This window comes from Reichenbachiella sp. 5M10 (assembly GCF_002742335.1).
Classification (GTDB): Bacteria; Bacteroidota; Bacteroidia; order Cytophagales; family Cyclobacteriaceae; genus Reichenbachiella.
Window position 1 is genome coordinate 415,502 of sequence record NZ_MDGR01000007.1, and the last position, 20,549, is coordinate 436,050.

The 20,549-nt window shown below is 47.5% G+C and carries 19 protein-coding genes; 9 read left to right on the forward strand and 10 right to left on the reverse strand.

Going from position 1 to position 20,549, the window contains the following annotated elements:
* Positions 1-23: 23 nt before the first annotated feature.
* A complete protein-coding gene (locus BFP72_RS01735; RefSeq protein WP_099597464.1) occupies positions 24-548 on the reverse strand; it encodes a Crp/Fnr family transcriptional regulator in 525 nt (174 codons plus the stop codon).
* Positions 541-1,890 (reverse strand): tRNA lysidine(34) synthetase TilS, encoded by a 1,350-nt coding sequence (gene tilS / locus BFP72_RS01740; protein WP_099597465.1) that lies wholly within the window; start codon positions 1,888-1,890, stop codon positions 541-543. The genes BFP72_RS01735 and tilS overlap by 8 nt, the downstream gene beginning before the upstream one ends.
* A 77-nt stretch (positions 1,891-1,967) precedes the next feature.
* Here tilS and BFP72_RS01745 point away from each other — a divergent pair, with 77 nt between their 5' ends.
* The 9 genes from BFP72_RS01745 (at position 1,968) to BFP72_RS01785 (ending at position 11,929) form a co-directional block, all read left to right on the forward strand.
* Positions 1,968-3,623 carry an OstA-like protein gene (locus tag BFP72_RS01745; protein ID WP_158233235.1) on the forward strand — a complete coding sequence of 552 codons (1,656 nt, stop codon included), beginning with the start codon at positions 1,968-1,970 and terminating at the stop codon, positions 3,621-3,623.
* 85 nt (positions 3,624-3,708) lie between these two features.
* Positions 3,709-4,524 (forward strand): outer membrane protein assembly factor BamD, encoded by an 816-nt coding sequence (locus tag BFP72_RS01750; RefSeq protein ID WP_099597467.1) that lies wholly within the window; start codon positions 3,709-3,711, stop codon positions 4,522-4,524.
* Between the two features lies 1 nt (position 4,525).
* Positions 4,526-4,849 carry a DNA-directed RNA polymerase subunit omega gene (locus BFP72_RS01755; protein ID WP_099597468.1) on the forward strand — a complete coding sequence of 108 codons (324 nt, stop codon included), beginning with the start codon at positions 4,526-4,528 and terminating at the stop codon, positions 4,847-4,849.
* A 9-nt stretch (positions 4,850-4,858) separates the two neighbouring features.
* Positions 4,859-6,052: a bifunctional phosphopantothenoylcysteine decarboxylase/phosphopantothenate--cysteine ligase CoaBC gene (gene coaBC, locus BFP72_RS01760; RefSeq protein WP_099597469.1), complete on the forward strand. Its 1,194-nt coding sequence runs from the start codon at positions 4,859-4,861 to the stop codon at positions 6,050-6,052.
* A gap of 4 nt (positions 6,053-6,056) precedes the next feature.
* Positions 6,057-6,941 carry a DUF4835 family protein gene (locus BFP72_RS01765; RefSeq protein WP_221406456.1) on the forward strand — a complete coding sequence of 295 codons (885 nt, stop codon included), beginning with the start codon at positions 6,057-6,059 and terminating at the stop codon, positions 6,939-6,941.
* 60 nt (positions 6,942-7,001) lie between these two features.
* Positions 7,002-8,657 (forward strand): DNA repair protein RecN, encoded by a 1,656-nt coding sequence (gene recN, locus BFP72_RS01770; RefSeq protein ID WP_099597471.1) that lies wholly within the window; start codon positions 7,002-7,004, stop codon positions 8,655-8,657.
* 79 nt (positions 8,658-8,736) lie between these two features.
* Positions 8,737-9,549 carry an enoyl-ACP reductase gene (locus tag BFP72_RS01775; RefSeq protein ID WP_099597472.1) on the forward strand — a complete coding sequence of 271 codons (813 nt, stop codon included), beginning with the start codon at positions 8,737-8,739 and terminating at the stop codon, positions 9,547-9,549.
* Between the two features lie 53 nt (positions 9,550-9,602).
* The gene (gene ispE / locus BFP72_RS01780) at positions 9,603-10,412 is read left to right on the forward strand and encodes a 4-(cytidine 5'-diphospho)-2-C-methyl-D-erythritol kinase (protein ID WP_099597473.1); all 810 of its coding nucleotides are present in this window, start codon (positions 9,603-9,605) and stop codon (positions 10,410-10,412) included.
* Between the two features lie 104 nt (positions 10,413-10,516).
* Positions 10,517-11,929, forward strand: a complete 1,413-nt coding sequence (locus BFP72_RS01785) for a M48 family metalloprotease (protein WP_099597474.1) — start codon at positions 10,517-10,519, stop codon at positions 11,927-11,929.
* Positions 11,930-12,003: 74 nt separating this feature from the next.
* Here the strand turns inward: BFP72_RS01785 and BFP72_RS01790 are convergent, their stop codons facing one another.
* From BFP72_RS01790 to BFP72_RS01830, 8 genes are all read right to left on the reverse strand, one after another.
* The gene (locus BFP72_RS01790; protein WP_099597475.1) at positions 12,004-12,606 is read right to left on the reverse strand and encodes a hypothetical protein; all 603 of its coding nucleotides are present in this window, start codon (positions 12,604-12,606) and stop codon (positions 12,004-12,006) included.
* A gap of 219 nt (positions 12,607-12,825) precedes the next feature.
* Complete coding sequence (locus tag BFP72_RS01795; protein ID WP_099597476.1) at positions 12,826-13,617, reverse strand: hypothetical protein; 792 nt, start codon at positions 13,615-13,617, stop codon at positions 12,826-12,828.
* Positions 13,618-13,983: 366 nt separating this feature from the next.
* Positions 13,984-15,276 (reverse strand): TRAP transporter large permease, encoded by a 1,293-nt coding sequence (locus BFP72_RS01800; RefSeq protein ID WP_099597477.1) that lies wholly within the window; start codon positions 15,274-15,276, stop codon positions 13,984-13,986.
* A gap of 3 nt (positions 15,277-15,279) precedes the next feature.
* On the reverse strand, positions 15,280-15,741 hold the full coding sequence (locus BFP72_RS01805; RefSeq protein WP_099597478.1) for a TRAP transporter small permease: 462 nt from the start codon (positions 15,739-15,741) through the stop codon (positions 15,280-15,282).
* 10 nt (positions 15,742-15,751) lie between these two features.
* On the reverse strand, positions 15,752-16,732 hold the full coding sequence (locus BFP72_RS01810) for a TRAP transporter substrate-binding protein (protein ID WP_099597479.1): 981 nt from the start codon (positions 16,730-16,732) through the stop codon (positions 15,752-15,754).
* 271 nt (positions 16,733-17,003) lie between these two features.
* A complete protein-coding gene (gene uxaC, locus BFP72_RS01820) occupies positions 17,004-18,413 on the reverse strand; it encodes a glucuronate isomerase (RefSeq protein ID WP_099597481.1) in 1,410 nt (469 codons plus the stop codon).
* Between the two features lie 47 nt (positions 18,414-18,460).
* A complete protein-coding gene (uxuA, locus tag BFP72_RS01825) occupies positions 18,461-19,648 on the reverse strand; it encodes a mannonate dehydratase (protein ID WP_099600654.1) in 1,188 nt (395 codons plus the stop codon).
* 17 nt (positions 19,649-19,665) lie between these two features.
* Positions 19,666-20,502, reverse strand: coding sequence for an SDR family oxidoreductase (locus tag BFP72_RS01830; RefSeq protein ID WP_099597482.1), 837 nt, complete (start codon positions 20,500-20,502; stop codon positions 19,666-19,668).
* Between the last annotated feature and the right edge of the window lie 47 nt (positions 20,503-20,549).

Consider the following 20,549-nt stretch of genomic DNA (forward strand, 5'->3'; position numbering starts at 1 on the left):
AAATGAGGCATTTATAAGGATAATTATGGATTGTGTCGGTAGACGTTTCCTAGTTGGAAAAATCCGAGGTTTGATTTGTACTCTTTAAAGATGTTGCGATTGTAGTCGTTGTATAGAGCGACGATGGAGGCCATGACTTTGGCTTTGATTTCTAGGTGGTTTTCCAAGATGTCCATTAGGTTGATCTGTGGGATGACGTAGATTTCGGCCTGTTCGGAGATTACGAGGGAGTTGTAGATGCGTGTGGCTCCATCGATGAATGAATTGTCTCCAAAACAGTGTCCTGAATCGACTTGTGCGAGCTCTTCAAACTCGTCCTTGATGCTGATCGAGAGTGAGACGGTACCTTTTTTGACGATGTATAGGGCATGACTGGGGTCCCCGCTGAAGAACACTACTTCGTTTTGCTTGTATTTTCTCAAATACATGTAGGGAGTGAATAGGGAGAGCTCGTCTTCGTTGAGGTGTTCGAATTGCTTGATGTCCGAAAGAAATTTAAAGAGTGCGAGTTCGTCCGAATTATACCTTTTTTTGAAGGGATTATACATTTCTTTCTTGCGTTATAATGAATACTCGTTTCGTGTTTTTTGTGATTTTGTAGCGGTCGTCGATCCTCATGCCAGAGATCCAGATGATGTCTTGGTTGGATTCGAAGAGCACCACCCTTGTTTTCAAGTTTACGGGAATTTTCTCATCAATCATAAAATCACTTACCTTTTTTTGAGACTTCATTCCGAGTGGGACAAAGCGGTCTCCTTCTTGCCAATATCGTGCCTTGAGGGGGTAGGAGAGCAGATCTGCGTCTAGATAGGCAAGCTTAGATTCTCGGCTGATTTCAAGGGGAGTTTCTCGATAGGCAAAGGTGTAGCGCTCTTCACCCACGACGAGCTCCTTTTGATCCATCGTGATAGTAGCTTGCAGGGCGGGAAGTTCTGGTTCTTCTATTGGAGTGATCACCAACTGGTCTCTGTCGACGACCAAGACCGCTTGGTCCGAAGTGAAGCGTTTGCCTGGGATGCTGCTGCGCAGGGCCACGATGATGGCGCGACATTGGTCAATGTTGAACCCGTAGGGACGTAAGATGTCTTCAAGGATAACGAACCCGCCATTTTTCACATCGAACCAGCTCATGCCGAGCAGCTCGACTCCTTCTGGAGAGGTGCTGTAGAATTTTTTGAGGATTTTTTTCGCTTTGGCTTTGAGCAAGAGCTCCAATGATTCGAAGCGCTCCTGGTTGTGGAGGAAAGTTTTCTCGAGAGCGGGGTTGATCTTTTTGAGCTCAGGGATGACGATGTTTCGAATTTTGTTGCGGTGGTATTTGTTGCTTTCGTTGGAGCTGTCCTCTCTCCATACGAGCTGATAGTGTCTGGCATAGTCGTGTATATCCTCTTTGCGAGCAAAGGAAAGTGGGCGCACAATTTCTTTGTGTTTGCGGCGGATGCTGCGTAGGCCAGCAATGCTCGTGCCTTTGGTAAAGTTGAACAAGCTGGTTTCGAGCAGGTCGTTGGCATGGTGAGCGGTGAGGAGGTAGTCGTAGTGCGCTGTCTTGCGTAGCTGTTCAAACCATGCATAGCGCAAATCACGAGCTGCCATCTGAGTGGATACGCCTTCGCGCGAGGCATGCTGTAGAGTATCGAAGGTTTCGGTGTAGTAGGGGGTGTTTAGGCTTTGGGCCAAATTTTTGACGAAAGTCTCGTCCTCATCGGAGGACTGACCCCGTAGACCGAAGTTGCAATGTGCAATCGCAAAATCATAATGCAAGTCATGCAGTAGGTAGCAGAGTACGACAGAGTCTATGCCTCCGCTGACGGCTACCAGTAGTTTGTTTTTCTTGCCAAACAGGGCGTGTTTGGTTACAAATGCTTCGAATTTTTCGGGGAGATCCACCACGAGAGTTATTTTTAGATCAAACTTAGGTTTTTTTCGTTAGTGTTACGAATTAGCTTTGCGATCTATTTGACATGAATATGCACAAAATAAAACTTCTTCTTCTGGGGGTGGGTATACTACTCGGTACACAGACGGTGCACGCCCAAAAGAAAGATAAAATCCGATACAAAGCTGATAAATTGACCAATGCGAAAGTAGAGGGTAAGAAGTTTAAAAAGCTCATTGGTAAGGTGGTTTTTACACAAAATGAAACCATTGTGTATTGTGACTCAGCCTACTTTTATACTAAGGAAAATATAATGGAAGCCTACGGGCGTGTACGTATCAAGGACGGAGACTCCGTGACGATCACAGCCCGAAAACTCATCTACGAAGGAGACGATGAAACGGCCCTGCTGAGGGAGGATGTGGTCTATCGTCGAGGACGAAAGCGCCTCTATACGGATTTTTTGGACTATCATATGACTACCGAAGTAGCGGAGTTTAAAAATGACGGCAAGTTGGTAGATGAACACAACACTCTGACGAGCAGTTACGGAATCTATTATTCGCGGACAGAAATGGCGTATTTTTACAATGACGTGCTCTTGGTGTCTCCAGACTTCAACTTGCGGACGGATAGTTTGGAATACTTCTCGCGGAGCAAAGTCGCAGTATCCAAGGGACCAACGTACATCGATGATCGCAAAGGAACGACTGTCGACTCCAAGGGCGGAACCTACCGTACCCAACGGGAACAAACCACCTTTGCCAAAGGCACCATCGAAACGCGCAATTATATCCTTGTAGGAAACGACATCTTCATCGACGAGATGAAAAAATACTATACGGCCAAAGGCGATGTAGTGATGACATCCAAGAAGGATGATATCGTCATCTATGGCGATGAGGCTGTCTATGACAAAGAAAAAGGTGTCAGTAAGGTGTATGGAAAGCCCGTCATGAAGAAAATCATGCAAGATCAAGACACTCTCTTCATGTCGGCGGACACCCTGGTGGCCATCGAAAACGTGGACAAAGACAAAGAAAGGGTGCTGGGCTACCATGGGATATTGATTTACCAAGAAGCGCTACAAGGTAAGTGCGACTCGGTGGCTTATTTTCTCTCCGATTCGACCATACACATGTACCGCGACCCAGTCCTGTGGAACGAAAAAAGTCAGATGATGGCTGACTCGATTGATTTGACCTTTCGCAATGACCTACTATACAAAATGAAGCTCCGTAGACAGTCTTTCATGGCGTCTCTGGATACGATGGGGCAGTACAATCAGATCAAAGGACGGCGTATGGTGGGCAATTTTGATGACGAGGGTCATATCGAATCGATGGATGTAGAGGGCAATGGCGAGAGTCATTATTTTGTGCTGGAGGGCGATAGTTTGTTTATAGGGATGAACAAGATCTTTTGTAGTAGGATGAAAATTCTATTTGAAAACAACCAGATGCAGAACATAACCTTTTACAACCAGCCAGAGGCGAAGTTCATTCCACCACTAGAACTGCTCAAGTCGCAGCATCATCTCGAAGGCTTCACTTGGCGCGTAGACGAGAAGCCGACCAAGCAGGATGTCCTCACTCGCAACCTCGAAAAGAAGACATCGAGTCAGATGGAGGGAGTACCTGTCAGTGATGAAATGGTTGAAACCGTCAAAAGGGAAGTAGACAAGCGGCTGTCGCCAGAACAAAAGAAGGCCCTACAAAGAAATAATGTGCAACGCCCTGAACGATAATTGCATTGGTAGGCTAGAAAGCGACAGCCTTTCGGTCCGAATTAATTGAGGATATTGTTTTAAAGCATACTATATTTGCAGGCTTATGCGGAAAATAGGGATTTCAGGGGTTTTTGTGGCATTATTGGGGTTGGTTTTGGTTACATCTTGTAGCGAATTTCGCAAACTCCAAAAAAGCACAGACTGGCAAGGAAAATATGAAGCTGCTCTCGCATACTATGAAGTAGGGGAGTATTACAAAGCTAGTGTGCTCTTGGACCAGGTTTTGCCGATCATCAAGGGTACCGTAGATGGGGAGAAAGCCAGTTTTTACCGTGCATACTCTTACTATCATCAGAAACAATACATTTTGAGTGCGAGTTATTTTGGGGAGTTTGCTAGAGTCTATTCGCGGAGTGATTGGGCGATCGAGTCTTCGTATATGGAGGCCTATTCACTCTATCTACAGTCGCCAGATTACAACTTGGATCAGACGAGTACCTACCGTGCGGTGGATGCTTTTCAGATATTTTTGAATCGCAATCCGTACACAGACTATACCCAGAAAGCCAACGACATGATCAATGAGATGCAGGTCAAATTGGAGAAAAAGGCTTTTGAAAACGCCAAGCACTACCACAAGTTGGAGCGCTGGGAAGCGGCTAGAGTAGCCTTTGAGACATTTGAGGATGAGTTTCCAGACTCTAAACTCAACGAAGAAGTGAAATACCTCGCCGTAGATGCGGAGTATAGTTATGCAAAGCAGAGTATTCGTGCCAAGCAAATCGAAAGATTCCGAACGACTATCGAGTTGTATCAGGACCTATTGGATAGTTACCCCAATAGCAAATTTATCAAGCAGGCCGAAAAGTATTATATAGATTCGGTCAATCAAATAGAAAAATTATCAAACAGATCATAACATGGCAATAAATCCTTCAATCGAAACTAGAGATGTAGCTGCACTATCAAAAGGTACAGAAAACGTGTACAAAACGATCGCAGTGATTTCTAAAAGAGCGAGACAAATTTCTTCGAATGTAAAAGAAGAATTGAACGGCAAGCTTGCCGAGTTCGCTTCCAATGTGGACAACTTGGAAGAGATTTTCGAAAACAGAGAGCAAATCGAAATCTCTAAGTTTTACGAAAGAATGCCAAAGCCAAGCAAAGTAGCCATTGAAGAGTTTCTGGAAGAGAAGATTATGTTCAGAGACGCTGATAGCGAAGAAGGCGGCATCAATATATAATTGCCCCTCATGGAGGGAAAGAAGATTTTGGTAGGAGTATGCGGCAGTATCGCCGCATACAAATCCGCACTCCTCGTCAGACTACTGGTCAAGGCAGGTGCGGAAGTACGGGTCATCATGACTCAATCTGCCCAGTCTTTCATCACGCCACTTACTTTATCGACGTTATCCAAACATCCTGTAGCGACAGAGTTTGTCAAAAATGCAGCAGGTGAATGGGAAAATCACGTCGAATTGGGCCTATGGGCCGACCTCATCCTCGTCGCACCTGCTAGCGCTCACACCCTTTCCAAATTTGCATACGGTCTTTGTGACAATCTGCTGACCGCCACTTACCTGTCAGCCAAATGTCCTGTAGCGGTAGCTCCAGCTATGGATCTTGACATGTATCAGCACCCTACGACGCAGGAGAACATGACAAAGCTGCAGCGGATGGGGATTTCCATCATTGAGGCTGAGCACGGCGAACTCGCCAGTGGACTAGTGGGGACAGGTCGTATGGCCGAACCAGAGCACATTTTTGATTTTGTAGAGAGTCATTTTTCCACAGAGAAAAGGTTCGAAGGTAAACGAGTACTCATTACCGCAGGTCCTACTTACGAAAAAATAGATCCAGTGCGTTTCATTGGCAACCACTCATCAGGAAAGATGGGCTTGGCGCTAGCGCATCAACTAGCAGGCGAAGGGGCTCAAGTAGATCTGGTTGCCGGACCAGGCAAGTACTCCATATTGTCCGATCGCATCGCTATGACAGCTGTCCAGACGGCAGATGAAATGTACGAGGCAGTAGCAGAGAGGTATGCTGAGTGTGACGTAGCGATCTTTGCTGCAGCGGTAGCGGACTACAAGCCTGCAACGGTGGCAGATCAAAAAATCAAGAAATCAGGCGAGACCATGATGATCGAACTCGTCAAAAACCGTGACATAGCTGCGGAAATGGGCCTGCAAAAGCAAGTAAATCAACTCAATGTGGGGTTTGCGCTGGAGACAGAAAATGAAAGTACCCATGCTCAGCAAAAGCTTAGTAAAAAGAATTTTGACATGATCGTGCTCAATTCTCTCAACGACAAAGGGGCGGGGTTTTCGCATGATACCAACAAAATCACTATCTTCAAACCCAGCGGTGATAGCCTCAAGTTTGAGGTCAAATCCAAAACGGAAGTTGCCAAGGATATTGTAAATGCGATCTATGAGCTGGGTTAAATACATGATATTTGTAGTATCCGTAGGGATAGGAATGAGTGCTGTGGCTCAGGAGTTGGATTGTCGTGTGATTGTCAATGCCAAGCAACTTCAGACCACCGAAAGACGAGTGTTCGAAGAAATGGAGACGGAGTTTGCCCGATTCATCAACGATCGCAAATGGACTGATAGTGAATACAGCAACGAAGAGAAAGTCAAGTGTGCCCTCATGATCAACATGGAAAGTCAGCCGGATGTGGCCAACTTCAAGGCTAGTGTGCAGGTCATCTCGGTGCGTCCTGTATATGGTACGAGTTACGAAACATCGATGATCAATTTTGCAGACCGGCAGTTTGATTTCGAATACACACAGTCTCAACCGCTCAACTATACCGAGAACACCTATACGACCAACATCACTTCGATGCTAGCTTACTATGCTTACATGATTTTGGGCTATGACAATGATTCGTTTGAGAAGTGGGGAGGAGATCGTCAGTTTGAGATGGCCTGGCAGATTGTCAACGCTGCACAGCAGAGTGGATACGGGGGTTGGGATCAGTTTAGCAACGTACGAAACCGATACTGGTGGGCCGAAAACTCCATCGATCAAGTGATCAAGGATTTTCGAGAAGCGATGTACCTCTATCATCGGCATGGGTTGGATATCTTGGCAGAGAAGCCTGAGGAGGCACGAACCAATATGCTGGAGGCACTCAAAAAAATCAATCAAGTCAATAAATCCAAGCCACGATCAATTATGGTGATTTCTTTTTTGGATACCAAATCCGAAGAGTTGATTAGTGCATTTTCGGAGGGCAATATGAGTGTACGCCGTGAAGCATACGACGTGCTCAAGACCATCGACCCGGCACGAACAGAGGAATTCAAGAAGATATTGACCAACTAGAGGCAATTATTTTTTAGATTCGCTACTTAATATTATCGTCCTTTTCATCCATAACTATTCATGATTTCTACTCTATCCATTAGCAACTATGCACTGATACGTGAGTTGAATATTGCGCCACACCAGGGGCTCAATATGATCACTGGAGAGACAGGTGCAGGTAAGTCTATCATGCTTGGAGCAGTGGGGCTTTTGTTGGGAAATCGTGCAGATGTCAAGTCTCTTTTGGATCAAGAGACCAAATGCATAGTCGAGGCAGAGTTTGATATTCGGGCACTCGGATTGGAAGAGTGGTTTGAAGAGCACGACTTGGATTATGAAGAGCATACGATCATTCGTCGCGAGATCAGTCCCAAAGGCAAGTCGAGGGCTTTCATCAATGACCTACCCGTCACGCTCGATGTGCTCAAAGCAGTGGGGCTGAGGCTTATAGATATTCATTCCCAAAACGAGAGCATTCAGCTCAGCAAAAAGGAAGTGAAATTGCAAGTCATTGACGACTATGCACAATGCAAGCCCCTGCTCAAGCGCTACGAGTCTTGGTTTGCCCAATACAATCAAACCAAGACTAAGCTAGAGGATGTGTTGTCACGATCGGCGCATGCCAAAGAGGATTCGGATTACAAACAGTTTCTCTTAGATGAATTGGTGAAGGCAGAGTTGCAGGCTAGCGAGCAAACAGAGCTAGAGGCGGAGCTTTCCTTGTTGGAAAATGCCGAAGAGATCAAACTGCAACTTTCGCAAATTGCCAATGAGTACGATCAACAGGAGTTCTCGATCAATGATCGCCTCAAAAATACGGTGAGCACCTTGCGCAAGTTGTCCTCGTACAGCAGTGGGTTGGAGCAGCTGAGTGAGCGCTTAGATTCGGCAGCTACCGAGATCATCGATGTGATCACGGAGCTCAGTACGGTACAAGAAGGAGTCGAGCACAACCCTGAGCGTATCGTACAGGTGCAGCAGCGTCTGGATTTGATCTTTCAGTTGCAGACCAAGCACCATGTCAATTCGGTCGAAGGCTTGCTGGAAATCCAGGCCAAACTCGAAGAGCAAGCCAGCCAAGTACTGAACCTAGATGAAGAAATCGCCCAGCTCAAAACCAAGGTAGAGGAGCAGAAGAGGGCCATGCATCTCGCTGCAGAGGAATTGTCCGAGGCGCGGTGTGAGCACATCGATGTGTTCTGTGGTGAACTGACAGAAATGCTCAAAGAGCTCGGTATGCCAGACGGCTATGTGGAGATTGCATACAAGCGCGTCGAGCCGTGGAGGATGGGGATAGACGAGGTAGAGTTCTTGTTTACTGCTAATAAGGGCATCTCACCAGAGCCTCTAGGCAAGGTGGCTTCTGGGGGAGAATTTTCGCGACTCATGTTTTGTGTCAAGTATGTACTGGCCAGCAAAACAGCCATGCCTACCGTGATTTTTGACGAGATCGATACCGGAGTGTCAGGAGAAATTGCAATCAAGCTGGCACAAATGATGAAGAAAATGGCGAAGAGTCATCAGCTGATTGCTATCAGCCATTTGCCACAAGTAGCGGCCAAGGGAGATCAACATTATTTTGTCTACAAAGACAACCAATCCGATAAAACACAAAGTGCAATCAAGGTGCTCGATGAGGTAGCTCGATTGGAGGAGATCGCCAAGATGATAGGCGGAGACAATCCATCGGATACGGCACGTAGCAGTGCGCGGGAGTTGATCGCACAGAATTAGACGTCAAGTCAAAGAATCTAATATCTTTGCGACGCAAAACGCTTTAAACGAACAATCAATTTTATAAAATATCAATCAAATGGCTAACAATCTTTTAGAAGGAAAAAGAGGAATCATATCTGGCGCATTGGACGAAAACTCAATCGCTTGGAAAGTAGCTCTCAAAGCCAAGGAGCAAGGCGCTTCTTTCGTCTTGACCAACGCACCGATCGCGTTGAGAATGGGCGCAATCAACCAGCTCGCTGAGCAGTGTGGTGCAGAAATCATCCCTGCGGATGCCACGTCTGTAGAGGATGTCGAAAACCTGTTTTCTAAATCTACTGAAGTTTTGGGAGGCAAATTGGATTTTGTATTGCACTCAATCGGGATGAGTCCCAACGTGCGAAAAGGCAAAGACTACGGTGATCTCAACTACGATTGGATGCTTAAGTCTATGGACATCTCTGCGATTTCGTTTCACAAAATGATGGCTGTCGCTGAGAAGCAAGACGCGATGAACGAGTGGGGCTCAATCCTTGCGCTATCGTATATCGCAGCACAACGTACCTTCCCAGACTATTCGGACATGGCACAGGCCAAGGCTATGTTAGAGTCTATTGCTCGGAGCTATGGAGAGCGATTTGCTCGATTGAAGAAAGTCAGAGTCAATACCATCTCTCAGTCTCCTACGATGACGACTGCTGGATCTGGTGTGGGTGGTTTTGACGTGTTCATGGACTATGCGGACAAGATGTCCCCACTAGGCAATGCTTCGGCAGATGCATGTGCGGACTATTGCGTGTCGATGTTCTCGGATTTGACCAGAATGGTCACCATGCAAAACTTGATGCATGATGGTGGATTCTCTACATCGGGAATTACAGACCGACTAGTCGAGCAATTGAAAAAATAAGTCAAGCTTTAGCCGATAGACGCGAGTCTATCGGCTATTGAATTTAGCCTCAGATGATAGCCTTTCCCAACGCCAAAATCAATCTCGGTCTCAATATCCTATCCAAGAGACCCGATGGCTATCACAACCTCACTTCGTGTTTTGTACCCATCGATTGGTCGGATGCCTTGGAGGTCATTCTTTCGGATTCCTTTGCGTTTACTTCTTCTGGCTTAGACATTCCGGGGGATGCATCTGGCAACTTGGTCGTGCAAGCCTACGAATTGTTACGAGCTGATTTTGACTTGTCCCCAGTGCATTTTCATCTCCACAAGGTCATCCCTATGGGAGCGGGACTGGGGGGAGGATCATCCGATGGGGCATTTGCACTACGGCTTCTCAACGATCTGTTTGTGCTGGATTTGGATGTCGATAGACTACAGGCTTATGCCAAAAAATTGGGAGCAGATTGCCCCTTTTTTGTGGAGAACAAGACACAGCTTGTCAGTGGCATTGGTGATGTGATGGAGGAGATTGCTGTCGATCTGAGTGCCTATCAACTTGCGGTACTTTACCCTCCGGTACACATACATACAGGGCAGGCATTTGGTGGGATCACCCCACGAATTCCCGCAGAGCTCCCGCGTGATATTCTCTCTGGTCCTATAGAGCAGTGGAGAGAGGTCTTGGTCAATGATTTCGAAACACCCGTATTTGCGATGCATCCTGTGTTGGCAGAGATCAAAGAGGAGTTTTACCGCCAAGGAGCACACTACGCTTCCTTGTCGGGAAGTGGCTCGTCGATTTACGGCTTGTTTGCCAAGGGGCATGAGCTACAGTGGCCACAGGTGGATGGAGCTTTGCATTTTGTCCACCAATTTTGAGAGGCAATCCTCACTTTGTAGGAAAAAGTAGGAGACTGCTGAGTGCTCTTTCTGATTTTGTCATATCTTGCTTTCTGAATCATTCATCTACATAACTTAATTTCATGAGACGCACCATTTTAAGCCTTTGCATTCTTTTTTCGTTGGGAGCTGTCGCACAAGAGAGTCATTCTCTTGGGGACAAGATCGGGAAGATGACTTTCGAACAGGTCAAAAGTACCATGGGGATCTACGAAGACGAAGAGTTGTTGACTTTCGTCAAGAGTGTAGGCAAGAAGCTAGAGGCTGCTATGCCCAAAAACGATTATGATTTCAAATATTATCTCGTTGATGTAGAAGAACCCAATGCATTCGCTACAGCGGGTGGATATGTCTTCGTGACGCGTGGATTGTTGGCCATCATCGATACCGAGGATGAGTTGGCGGGCGTGCTCGGCCATGAGTTCAACCACGTACTGCTCAAACACAGTGAGAAGAAGCTAGGACGTAGTATGGTGCCTGTTGTCTTGGAACTACCTGGCAACTTGGTGGGGAGTTTGTTGAGCAAGACACTCGGAGAATTGATGAACAATCCGATTAAATTTTCTTCGGAAGTGGTCGGTGCAGCTTTTGACAGAGGACAAGAAAATCAAGCTGACAAAGGAGGAGTGAAACTGGCAGCAGATGCTGGGTATGACCCGACGGCACTGGTTTCTGCTTTGACCAAATTGGATCACTTTGTTATGACACTTGATTCGGTCGATCATGGCATGCACTTGTTTGATGATCACCCGGTCACGGCCAAGCGTGTCGAAAACCTACACGAGACACTTGGAGAAATGGACTTTGATTCTACACTCGTACAGCGTTCCTTGCTGCCTGAACTTGATGGGCTATTGGTTGGTCAAAACCCTAAAAACGGTGTGGTACTTGAGGACAACTTGTTCTTGCATCCGGACATGAATTTTTCCTACCAGTTGCCTGCGAAGTGGAGTACAAAAAACACTCCGGCTTCTTTGACAGCTTCCAATAGCAAGGAGGGTGCTGCTTTGGTGCTGACCTTTGACGGAGAGCACCAGACACCCAAGGAGGCTTACAAGGCTTACACAAAGGACCTGAACAAGAAAGGACTCGGGTTGATTGTGGACAAGAAGTTGATAGTCAATGGGATGGAAGGAATCGAATTGACTGTAGAGCACTACGACGGACGAGAAGAGAAGACGGTCTTGGTGTGGTTGAAAATGGAAGGTGCCGAAGGGGTGTTGCAGTTTACTGGTTCTGGAAAGGATGAGGCTGCTTTGGACACCATGAATACCTCCATCAGAACGTTCAGGACGATCACCGAAGAGGAGAGGGCTCGTGTCTTCAACAAGAGATTGAGATATGAGAAGGCTCCCAACGAAACACTCGGAGCGTATGCCAAGCGCAAGGGAATGGAAGGAAAAATAGAGGCTTTGGAACTGATCAACAATGTGGATGCAGATCAAAAGATAACATCAGAATATGTGAAATATCTTGAAAAAGAGCCGTATCAATAGCTATTTGCAATAGCAAGACACAAAAAAGGGCTATCAATTGTTGATAGCCCTTTTTTGTGTCTGTATCTCTTGTACTAGTTGATGTACGAGCCAAAGGATAGCGCGGTATATTCGTCAAAGGATTCGATTTTGATCCCTGTGTAGTACTGGTTGTCTTCTGTGTTGTCATCAGGGATGTCTATGAAGTAGACACCAGACTCTTCGTACAAAGCTGGGTCGTTTATCCCTGACAATACCTGGGTGTATTGGACATAATTGAGCAGTTGGGCGAGCTCCATAGACCGTATGACCCAGGTATTGGGCTGAGTCATGGAAGTTGTGTCTTGGTAGAGTCTGAGCTGGACAGATATGCCAAAGTGGTCACAGCCTCCTTTGGTGATCAGGAGAGTGTCTCCTTCGTAGGGGATCAATAGTCGTTGGTCGAGGCTATCCCATCGGTAGTTGGTGAGGCCTGATTGCTCGGCCCACTCGGTCGTCAGTCCGTAGTAGTCATCGTCGAAGATACAGTTGCTTTCTACTGGGGTGTCATCGGCTGTATGTTGAGCCAAATCGTCGACTTCATCGATCATGTCGAGGCTTTCGGATGCAGTATCGGTTTCCGGGGCTTGTTTGTTGGGTTGACAGGCAGATAGAATGAGAAATCCCGAAAGGATGGCGAGGGTCGATTGTTTTTTCATAGGGTTGTTTAGGATTTTATGATGGAAGGGCTTGCTCGTAGCTCTTATCGAAAAGCGATACGAACAACCCAGAGAGTAAATTTATATTGAAACCACCCGAAAAGTCAACTTAAATTTTGCGTCTCAGGATCGCTGCGTTATACCTAAGGGTAGTGCGGTGTAGAGAGTATGCATTGACTAAAGAAACAGCACCATTTGATCCGTGCGAGACATCTCTTTTTACTTGATTTGGATATGAATATGATCGTCGTGTCGGACTGCTCGACACCCTTGAAACCTTATTCTTGAGTCGGACAGGTCCATTCTACTTGTAAGGTGTTTTTCAACAAAGAGCTTTTGAAGTTGGCTAGACTTTAGCAGTGCTTCGATGAGGGTTTTGGTATACTGTGTAGAGAATCGAATGTCGGAGTTGACGGTTCCCAATGTCAGATATTTGGGAAAATCATATTGATAGTAGCCCATTCGTTTGCACTCTAGGGTTTGATTGTATTCGGAAGCAGTGGGTTCTACGAAAACACCGTACCCTGTGCGGCTTGGCTTGCGGTTCGTTTGTTGTCCGTCCGAAGACTGGTACATCAAGCTGATGTCAATTTTCTTCCCATCGCTGTGACTTAGGTGTGGCAAAAGAGGAAACTTGTTTATAAACGGAAAGTTGGCGTCTAAGTATTTGAGCTCAAAATCAGAGGGTAGTTGTTCTGCAGTATTGAAAAGTAAGGTGTTGAGTGCTGGCTTTACATAGTTTCTGTTGAGCAAAATGGTAGCAAACGATGTGGGCTTTATTTTGTCTGAGTTTTTCACTCGTTCTCGTCCACATAGAGGAGCTACGATCGGAGTAATGACAAAAGTAAATATGGCATATGCAGCTAAGGGAAGTACCAATCGGTTGAAACGAAATTTGATGTGTTTGCATGCAAATACTCCTACGAGCAGAGCAATGCCTCCGATTTGCGTGAAAACAGTCAGGATCACAAAGGATAGCCCGTATAGAAAGTACCTGAGAGTTGTATGCATATTAGAGGAGTGACAGATGTACAAAGCGTAGCAGGTCCATCATGTTTCATCCAAATCTAATCCATTTGACTACCATGTCAAACTCCCACTAGTTCGAGTTTTTATTCTATGATGATCTCACAAAATATGCGATGTAGGGGGAAGAAAGTTTCCGTTAGGTAAAGTTTGTAATAGATTGATTTATGGGTGGTTTGAATTGGGTATGGTTAGCCCTAGCCGTTGGGTTTTTGTAAAGTAGCTTCCTGAGTCAACCTGGTTTTGTCCCGACCAAAACCACTCTGAATCAGAAAGTAATGCACAAAAAAGTCCCCGCATCTAAACATGGCTGTCTTGGTGGGGGACTTTTGATTTTGTATCTGCGGAGGGTTAGCCCATCCAGTTGGGCAAGAACATCGTGATGCTCGGAAAGAAGGTGATGAGCATCAGTACGGCGATCATTGCGATGAAAAGCGGGATCAGCGGTTTGATGACTTTCTCTAGTGGGATGCCTGCTACGCCTATGCCGACGAAGAGTACCGAGCCTACAGGTGGGGTACATAGCCCGATACAGAGGTTCATAACCATGATGATCCCAAAGTGGACTGGATCGATCCCGATGGTCTCTACTACGGGTAGGAAGATCGGTGTAAAGATCAATACCGCTGGGGTCATGTCCATGAATATTCCTACGGCGAGCAAGATGATGTTGATCAGCAGCAGGATGACGATGGGGTTGTCAGAGACGCTGAGGATCCCATCGGTGACGGCCTGTGGGATGTTTTGGTAGGCCATGATCCATGACATACTCATCGAGCAGGCGATCAGTAGGGTCACCACTGCGGTGGTACTCACAGAGCTGATGGCGATCTGACGGATTTTGTCCATGGAGAGTTCTCGGTAGATCAGCGAGAGCACGAAGGTATAGAGTACTGCGATCCCAGACGCTTCGGTCGCGGTGAATATCCCTACGACGATACCACCGATCACGACGACCAGCATCATGAGGCTAGGCAGTGCATCGACGAAGGTACGTAGGACATTGCCTATCGATGATTTTGCACCTCGCGGATAGTTCTTGATTTTGGCATAGACCGCTGCAATGATCATCAGGGTCAGTCCCATCAGTATGCCCGGCACATAGCCTGCTAGAAACAGTGCGGCGATCGATACTCCGCCACTGGCGAGTGAGTAGACGATCAGGATGTTGGAGGGAGGGATGACGAGTCCAGTCGTCGATGAGACGATGTTGACTGCCGCGCCGTATGATTTTTCATAGCCTTCTTTCTCCATCTGTGGCCCGAGAGTCCCGCCGATGGCGGATACGGCTGCCATGGCAGACCCAGAGATCGCGCCGAAGAGCATCGCGCCGATGATGTTGACATAGGCTAGTCCTCCAGGGAGTGACCCGACGAGCGCTTTCGCGAATGCAATGAGACGCTGAGCAATCCCTCCTTGGTTCATGATCTGTCCGGCAAGGATGAAAAAGGGGATAGCCAAAAGTGAAAAGCTATCTAGGCCAGTCCCCATGCGCTGTGCGATGGTTGTGAAGGCCGGCATGGTGTCGATGTTGACCAAGATGGTCAGTAGCGATGAGAGTCCTACACTGTATGCGACGGGCACACCGAGTAGGAGGAAAAGAATGAAACTGATAACAAGCGTGTATATTTCTAAATGCTCCATGGCTTAGTCGATGTTCAAAAGGTCACAAATCGTATAATAGCAGATCAACAGGCCACTCAGTGGCAAGGCCAGATAGATATAGCCCAGTGATACCTGCATGGCAGAGGAGGTCTGTCCGAGGATGAAGGTGATGTACACCAGTCGAGTCCCTCCTAGAATCAATACAAACACTGCAAAGCACAGGATGATGAATCGGATCAGTCGAAAATGTACGACTTGTTGTTTTTCGTTGAGCTTGCGGGTGATGAGGTCTATCGACACGTGCATGCGTTTGCCTGTGGCATAGGCTGCTCCGAGTAAGCCTACCCATATCAGCAGGTAGCGGGCGAGTTCGTCAGTGAAAGCACTGGGGTCGTTGAGTAGAAACCGTGAGGCGACTTGCCACAGTACATTGAGCACCATCAAGCCTAGCAATAGGCTGAGGACTATCTCTAAGTATGAATCAAGTTTTTGTCTTATCGTCATGCTCGTATTCTTATTTGCCTAGATTTTGAATTTCTTCTATGAGTTGCTTGAGCTCTGGATCTGTCTCAAAGGCTTGGTAGAGCCCTTGTACTTTGGCTTCAAAGGGGGATTTTTCGGGATGAAAAATCTCTACACCTGCTGCCTGTACTTTGGTCAGGGACTCTTGTACAGAGGCAGCCCAGACTTTCTTTTGATAGTTGACAGATCGGTCAGCGGCTTCTTGTAACCAAGAGCGTTCTTGCTCAGAGAGGCTCTCCCATAGGTAGGTGCTCACGATGAGTGCATCGGGGATAGTAGAATGCTCGTCTATCGAGTAGTACTTGCATACCTCGTAGTGGCGGGAGGTGAAAAAGCTCGGCGCGTTGTTTTCTGCGCCATCTACGACACCTTGTTGCAGTGCTGTATAGAGTTCGCCGAAGGATACCGGGGTAGGAGAACCACCGAGAGCATGGACCATGTCAAAGGCCGACTGGCTATTCATCACGCGAACTTTCATTCCTGCTAGGTCATCCGGAGATAGGATGGGTTTGGTTTTGGAGTAGAAACTACGACTGCCTGCATCGTAGAAGCATAGTCCTCTGAGCCAGTACTTGCTGCCTTTTTCGAGGAGTTGCTTGCCGATAGGGCCTTGGAGTACACTCCATCTATGGGCTGAGTCTCTAAATATATATGGGAGAGTGAGGACCTTCATCTCAGGGACGAAATTTTCCAAGGCCCCGACGGATACCTTGGTCATATCGAGACTACCGATCTGTAGGAGTTCGAGTAGGTCACGTTCCTGTCCGAGTTGGCCGTTGGCGTAGATCTCCATAGTCATTTTGCCATCCGAGATTTCCTTTAGGATGCGGCCCATTTCGACCATGCCCAGATGTACTGGGTGTTGGGCATTGAGACTGTGCGCCAATTTTAGGTTGCGTGTGTCGCTTTGTTTGGTGCAGGCCATCAGTAGGCACGCACTCAGTATTATCCACCAGTGATTCTTGATCTTCATGTTCACTCAGTCTATGTTTCGTTTGACAATCATGCTTCTTCTTTTTATGCTCACAGTGAGCATCGTTTTTGTCTTGATGACAAGGGTAAAAGGAGGCGAAGGCCTGTTTATTCCTGCTTTTCCTTGCGCCGACTTTAGCTGTATGGTGCAATTTATGCTAAATACAATCGAAAATACAATCGATTGTATTTTATTGTTTTCACTTTTTCACAACTTCTATTCATTGACCGATACACTGAGGTGATCAGTCAATGAATATAGGGTTTTCTTGCTATTTTTTGTCAAAACCAAAGTAGGCATTGGCATTGTGGTACGAGATGTTTTCGACCATCTGTCCGAGTAGATCCATGTCATGTGGAATCTCACCATTGGCTACATCCTGTCCGATGAGTTGGCAAAGGATGCGGCGGAAGTACTCGTGCCTAGGGAACGAGAGGAAGCTTCGAGAGTCCGTGAGCATCCCGATGAATCGGCTGAGCAGTCCCATGTTGGAGAGGGCATTCATCTGATTGATCATCCCTGTCTTTTGATCCAAAAACCACCATCCGGTACCGAACTGCATCTTGCCGATGATCTGGCCGTCGTTGAAGTTGCCGACCATGGTAGCGAAGAGTTCATTGTCGCTCGGGTTGAGGTTGTATAGGATGGTTTTGGCGAGCTGATTGGTGTCATCTAGTTTGTTGAGGAATGTCGATAGCGATTCGGCTTGTTTGAAATCCCCCATCGAATCATAACCAGTGTCAGGTCCGAGTTCGCGGAGTGCACGGGCGTTGTTGTTGCGGAGTGCGCCTAGGTGAAACTGTTGTGCCCAGCCTTTGGTGTGGTACATCTTGCAGAGTTCGAGGAGGATGTAGGCCTGTAGGGCTTCTGCTTTCTCGATGGACAGAGATTGCCCTGCTCTGACCGTTTCGAAGTAGCCCTCGTAGCTCGTTTCTTTCTTGTTGTACATCGGGATGGTATTGAATCCCAGATCCGACAGTTTGCAACCTAGACTGTCGAAGTAGTCCACGCGGTTTTGAAGGGCAAGCAGCAAGTCGCTGAGGGATTGGATCGATGAACCAGATACTTCGGCGAGTTGGTCCAAGTAGGCGTTGTAGCTTTTGGGGTCAGAGACGTTGAGTGCTTTGTCTGGTCTGAAAGTCGGTAGCACTTTCAGTGGAATGTTGGCTGCAGCGATGGCTCGGTGATGCTCGAGACTATCGGTAGGATCGTCTGTGGTGCAAACCACCTTGACTTGTTGCCCGATCAGTAGACCTTGACAGCCCATGTCTGCTTGCTGCAGTTGGCTCGAAGTGGACTCGTAGATCGCATCAGCGGATTGTGGGTTGAGCAGTTGGCTTTCGCCAAAATAGCGCTGTAGCTCCAGATGTGTCCAGTGGTAGAGCGGGTTGCGCAGGGTGTAGGGGACGGTCTCTGCCCACTTGGAGAATTTCTCTTTTGGATCCGCGGTACCTGTAATGAAGTTTTCGTTGATCCCATTGGCACGCATGGCTCTCCACTTGTAGTGGTCTCCTTCGAGCCATGCTTCGGTGATGTTTAGGTAGTGCCTGTCGTGGGCGATATCTTTGGGAGAGAGGTGGTTGTGGTAGTCAATGATCGGCATCTTTGCCGCATAGTTGTGGTAGAGTTCGGCTGCTACGTCGTTGGTGAGCAGGAAGTCTGAGCCTAAGAATTTTTTCATCACATTGTACTTTTATAAATGGTTTGAGGTACTAATGTAGCAAGGACTTACTGGTCCTTGCTACGTCTGATTCCGAGTTCTAGTCCTCTCAGTTCGGCGAGTCCTCGGAGTCTGCCGATGGCGGAGTAGCCCGGATTGGTTTGCTTGGTCAGGTCATCTAGCATTTTGTGCCCATGATCTGGCCTGAATGGCATGCGTAGATCCTTGCGGCCTTGTGCCGTACGTTTGTCTTGTTCGTCGACGAGCGCTTTCATCACAGTATACATGTCTACGTCTCCGTCCAAGTGATCCGCTTCATGGAAGTTGCCTTCCGCGTCGCGTTTGGTGGCACGCAGATGGATGAAGTGTATCCGATGCCCGAGGCGCTCGACCATGCCCACGAGATCATTGTCCGCGCGCACTCCGAAGGACCCAGTACAGTAGGTGAGGCCATTGTGCGGGCTGTCTACCGCTGCATAGAGGTCATGTACATCTTGCTCCGTACTCATCACTCTCGGGAGCCCCAAAATTGGGAATGGGGGATCATCAGGATGGATGCATAGCAGTACGCCCGCTGACTCAGCAGCAGGTACTATGGCTGCCAGGAATTGAAATAGATTGGCTTTCAAAGTCGCTGCATCGATGTGATCGTAGGAGGATAGCACGGCTTGGAACTGATCGAGGGTGTAGCCTTCTTCAGCGCCGGGTAGCCCCGCGATGATGTTGCCGACGAGTTTCGTTTTGTCCGCTTCGCTCATTGCCTCGTGGTAGGTCTTGGCTTTCGCTATTTGGTCAGGAGTGTAGGCCGCTTCTGCACCGGGTCGTTTGAGCAAGAACAGCTCAAAGGCCGCAAAGGCCGTCACGTCAAAGCGCAGTGCTGTAGAGCCATCTCCGAAGGCATACTCTAGATCGGTACGTGTCCAGTCGAGTACGGGCATGAAGTTGTAGCATACGGTATCGATACCGCATTGGCCGAGGTTGATTAGGGACTGTCGGTAGTTCTCGATATAGTTCTCGAAATTGCCGCTGCGTTTTTTGATGTCTTCGTGTACCGGGACACTTTCTGCCACGCTCCAAGTGAGCCCTGCATCTTCTATCTCTTCTTTTCGTTTTTGAATCTCAGTGATTGTCCATACTTCTCCGTTGGGGATGTGATGTAGTGCTGAGACGATGCCTGTCGCACCGGCTTGTCGGATATCGGAGAGGCTGACGCCATCATTGGGACCATACCATCTCCAGGTTTGTTCTAGTTTCATTGTAGTCTTTTTCATTGTTACACACCACTAAATGCACTGAAGCCTCCATCAATAGGAATAGTCACACCCGTCACGAAGGCGGACCCATCCCCACAGAGCCATTCCAAAGTTCCTAATAAATCCTCAGGTGTCCCAAAGCGAGACATCGGCGTGTGATCGATGATGGTGTTGCCACGTGCCGTGAGGTCACCACTTTCTTCGGTGAGGAGTCTGCGGTTTTGCTCCGTGAGGAAAAAACCAGGCGCCATGGCATTGACACGGATGCCGACTTTGGAGAAGTGCACGGCGAGCCATTGCGTAAAATTAGAAATGGCGGCTTTCGCTCCACTATAGGCTGGAATCTTAGTGAGTGGTGTGAAGGCGTTCATCGATGAGATGTTGACGATGATGCCAGCTTGACGGGTGACCATATCTTGGGCGAAAATCTGACAGGGCAGGAGGGTCCCGATGAAATTGAGGTCAAACACGAACTTGATTCCCTCTGGATCGAGATCGAAAAAAGTTGTCAATTCTTCGGTAGACTCTAGGTCATTGGGATCAAAGTAAGGTTTGGAGGTAGTGCCTTTGGGGTGATTGCCGCCTGCTCCATTGACCAAGATGTCGCAAGGACCGAGCTGTGTGTTTACTTCAGCATGTGCGGCTAGGAGACTTTTTTTGTCCAATACATTGGCTTCTACACCGATGGCTTGTCCACCTTTTTGGCGGATAGCTTTGGCAACCTGCTCTGCATTCTCTTTTTTCAGGTCTAGGATCGCAACTTTGGCTCCAAGGCCTGCGAGTTGGCTCGCCATGGTGCTGCAGAGTACTCCACCTCCACCGGTGATGACGACTACTTTATGCTCTATTGTATTCATGATGTTTTCTTTTGTGTGTACGTTACCGCAATCTAGAGTTAAAAAAC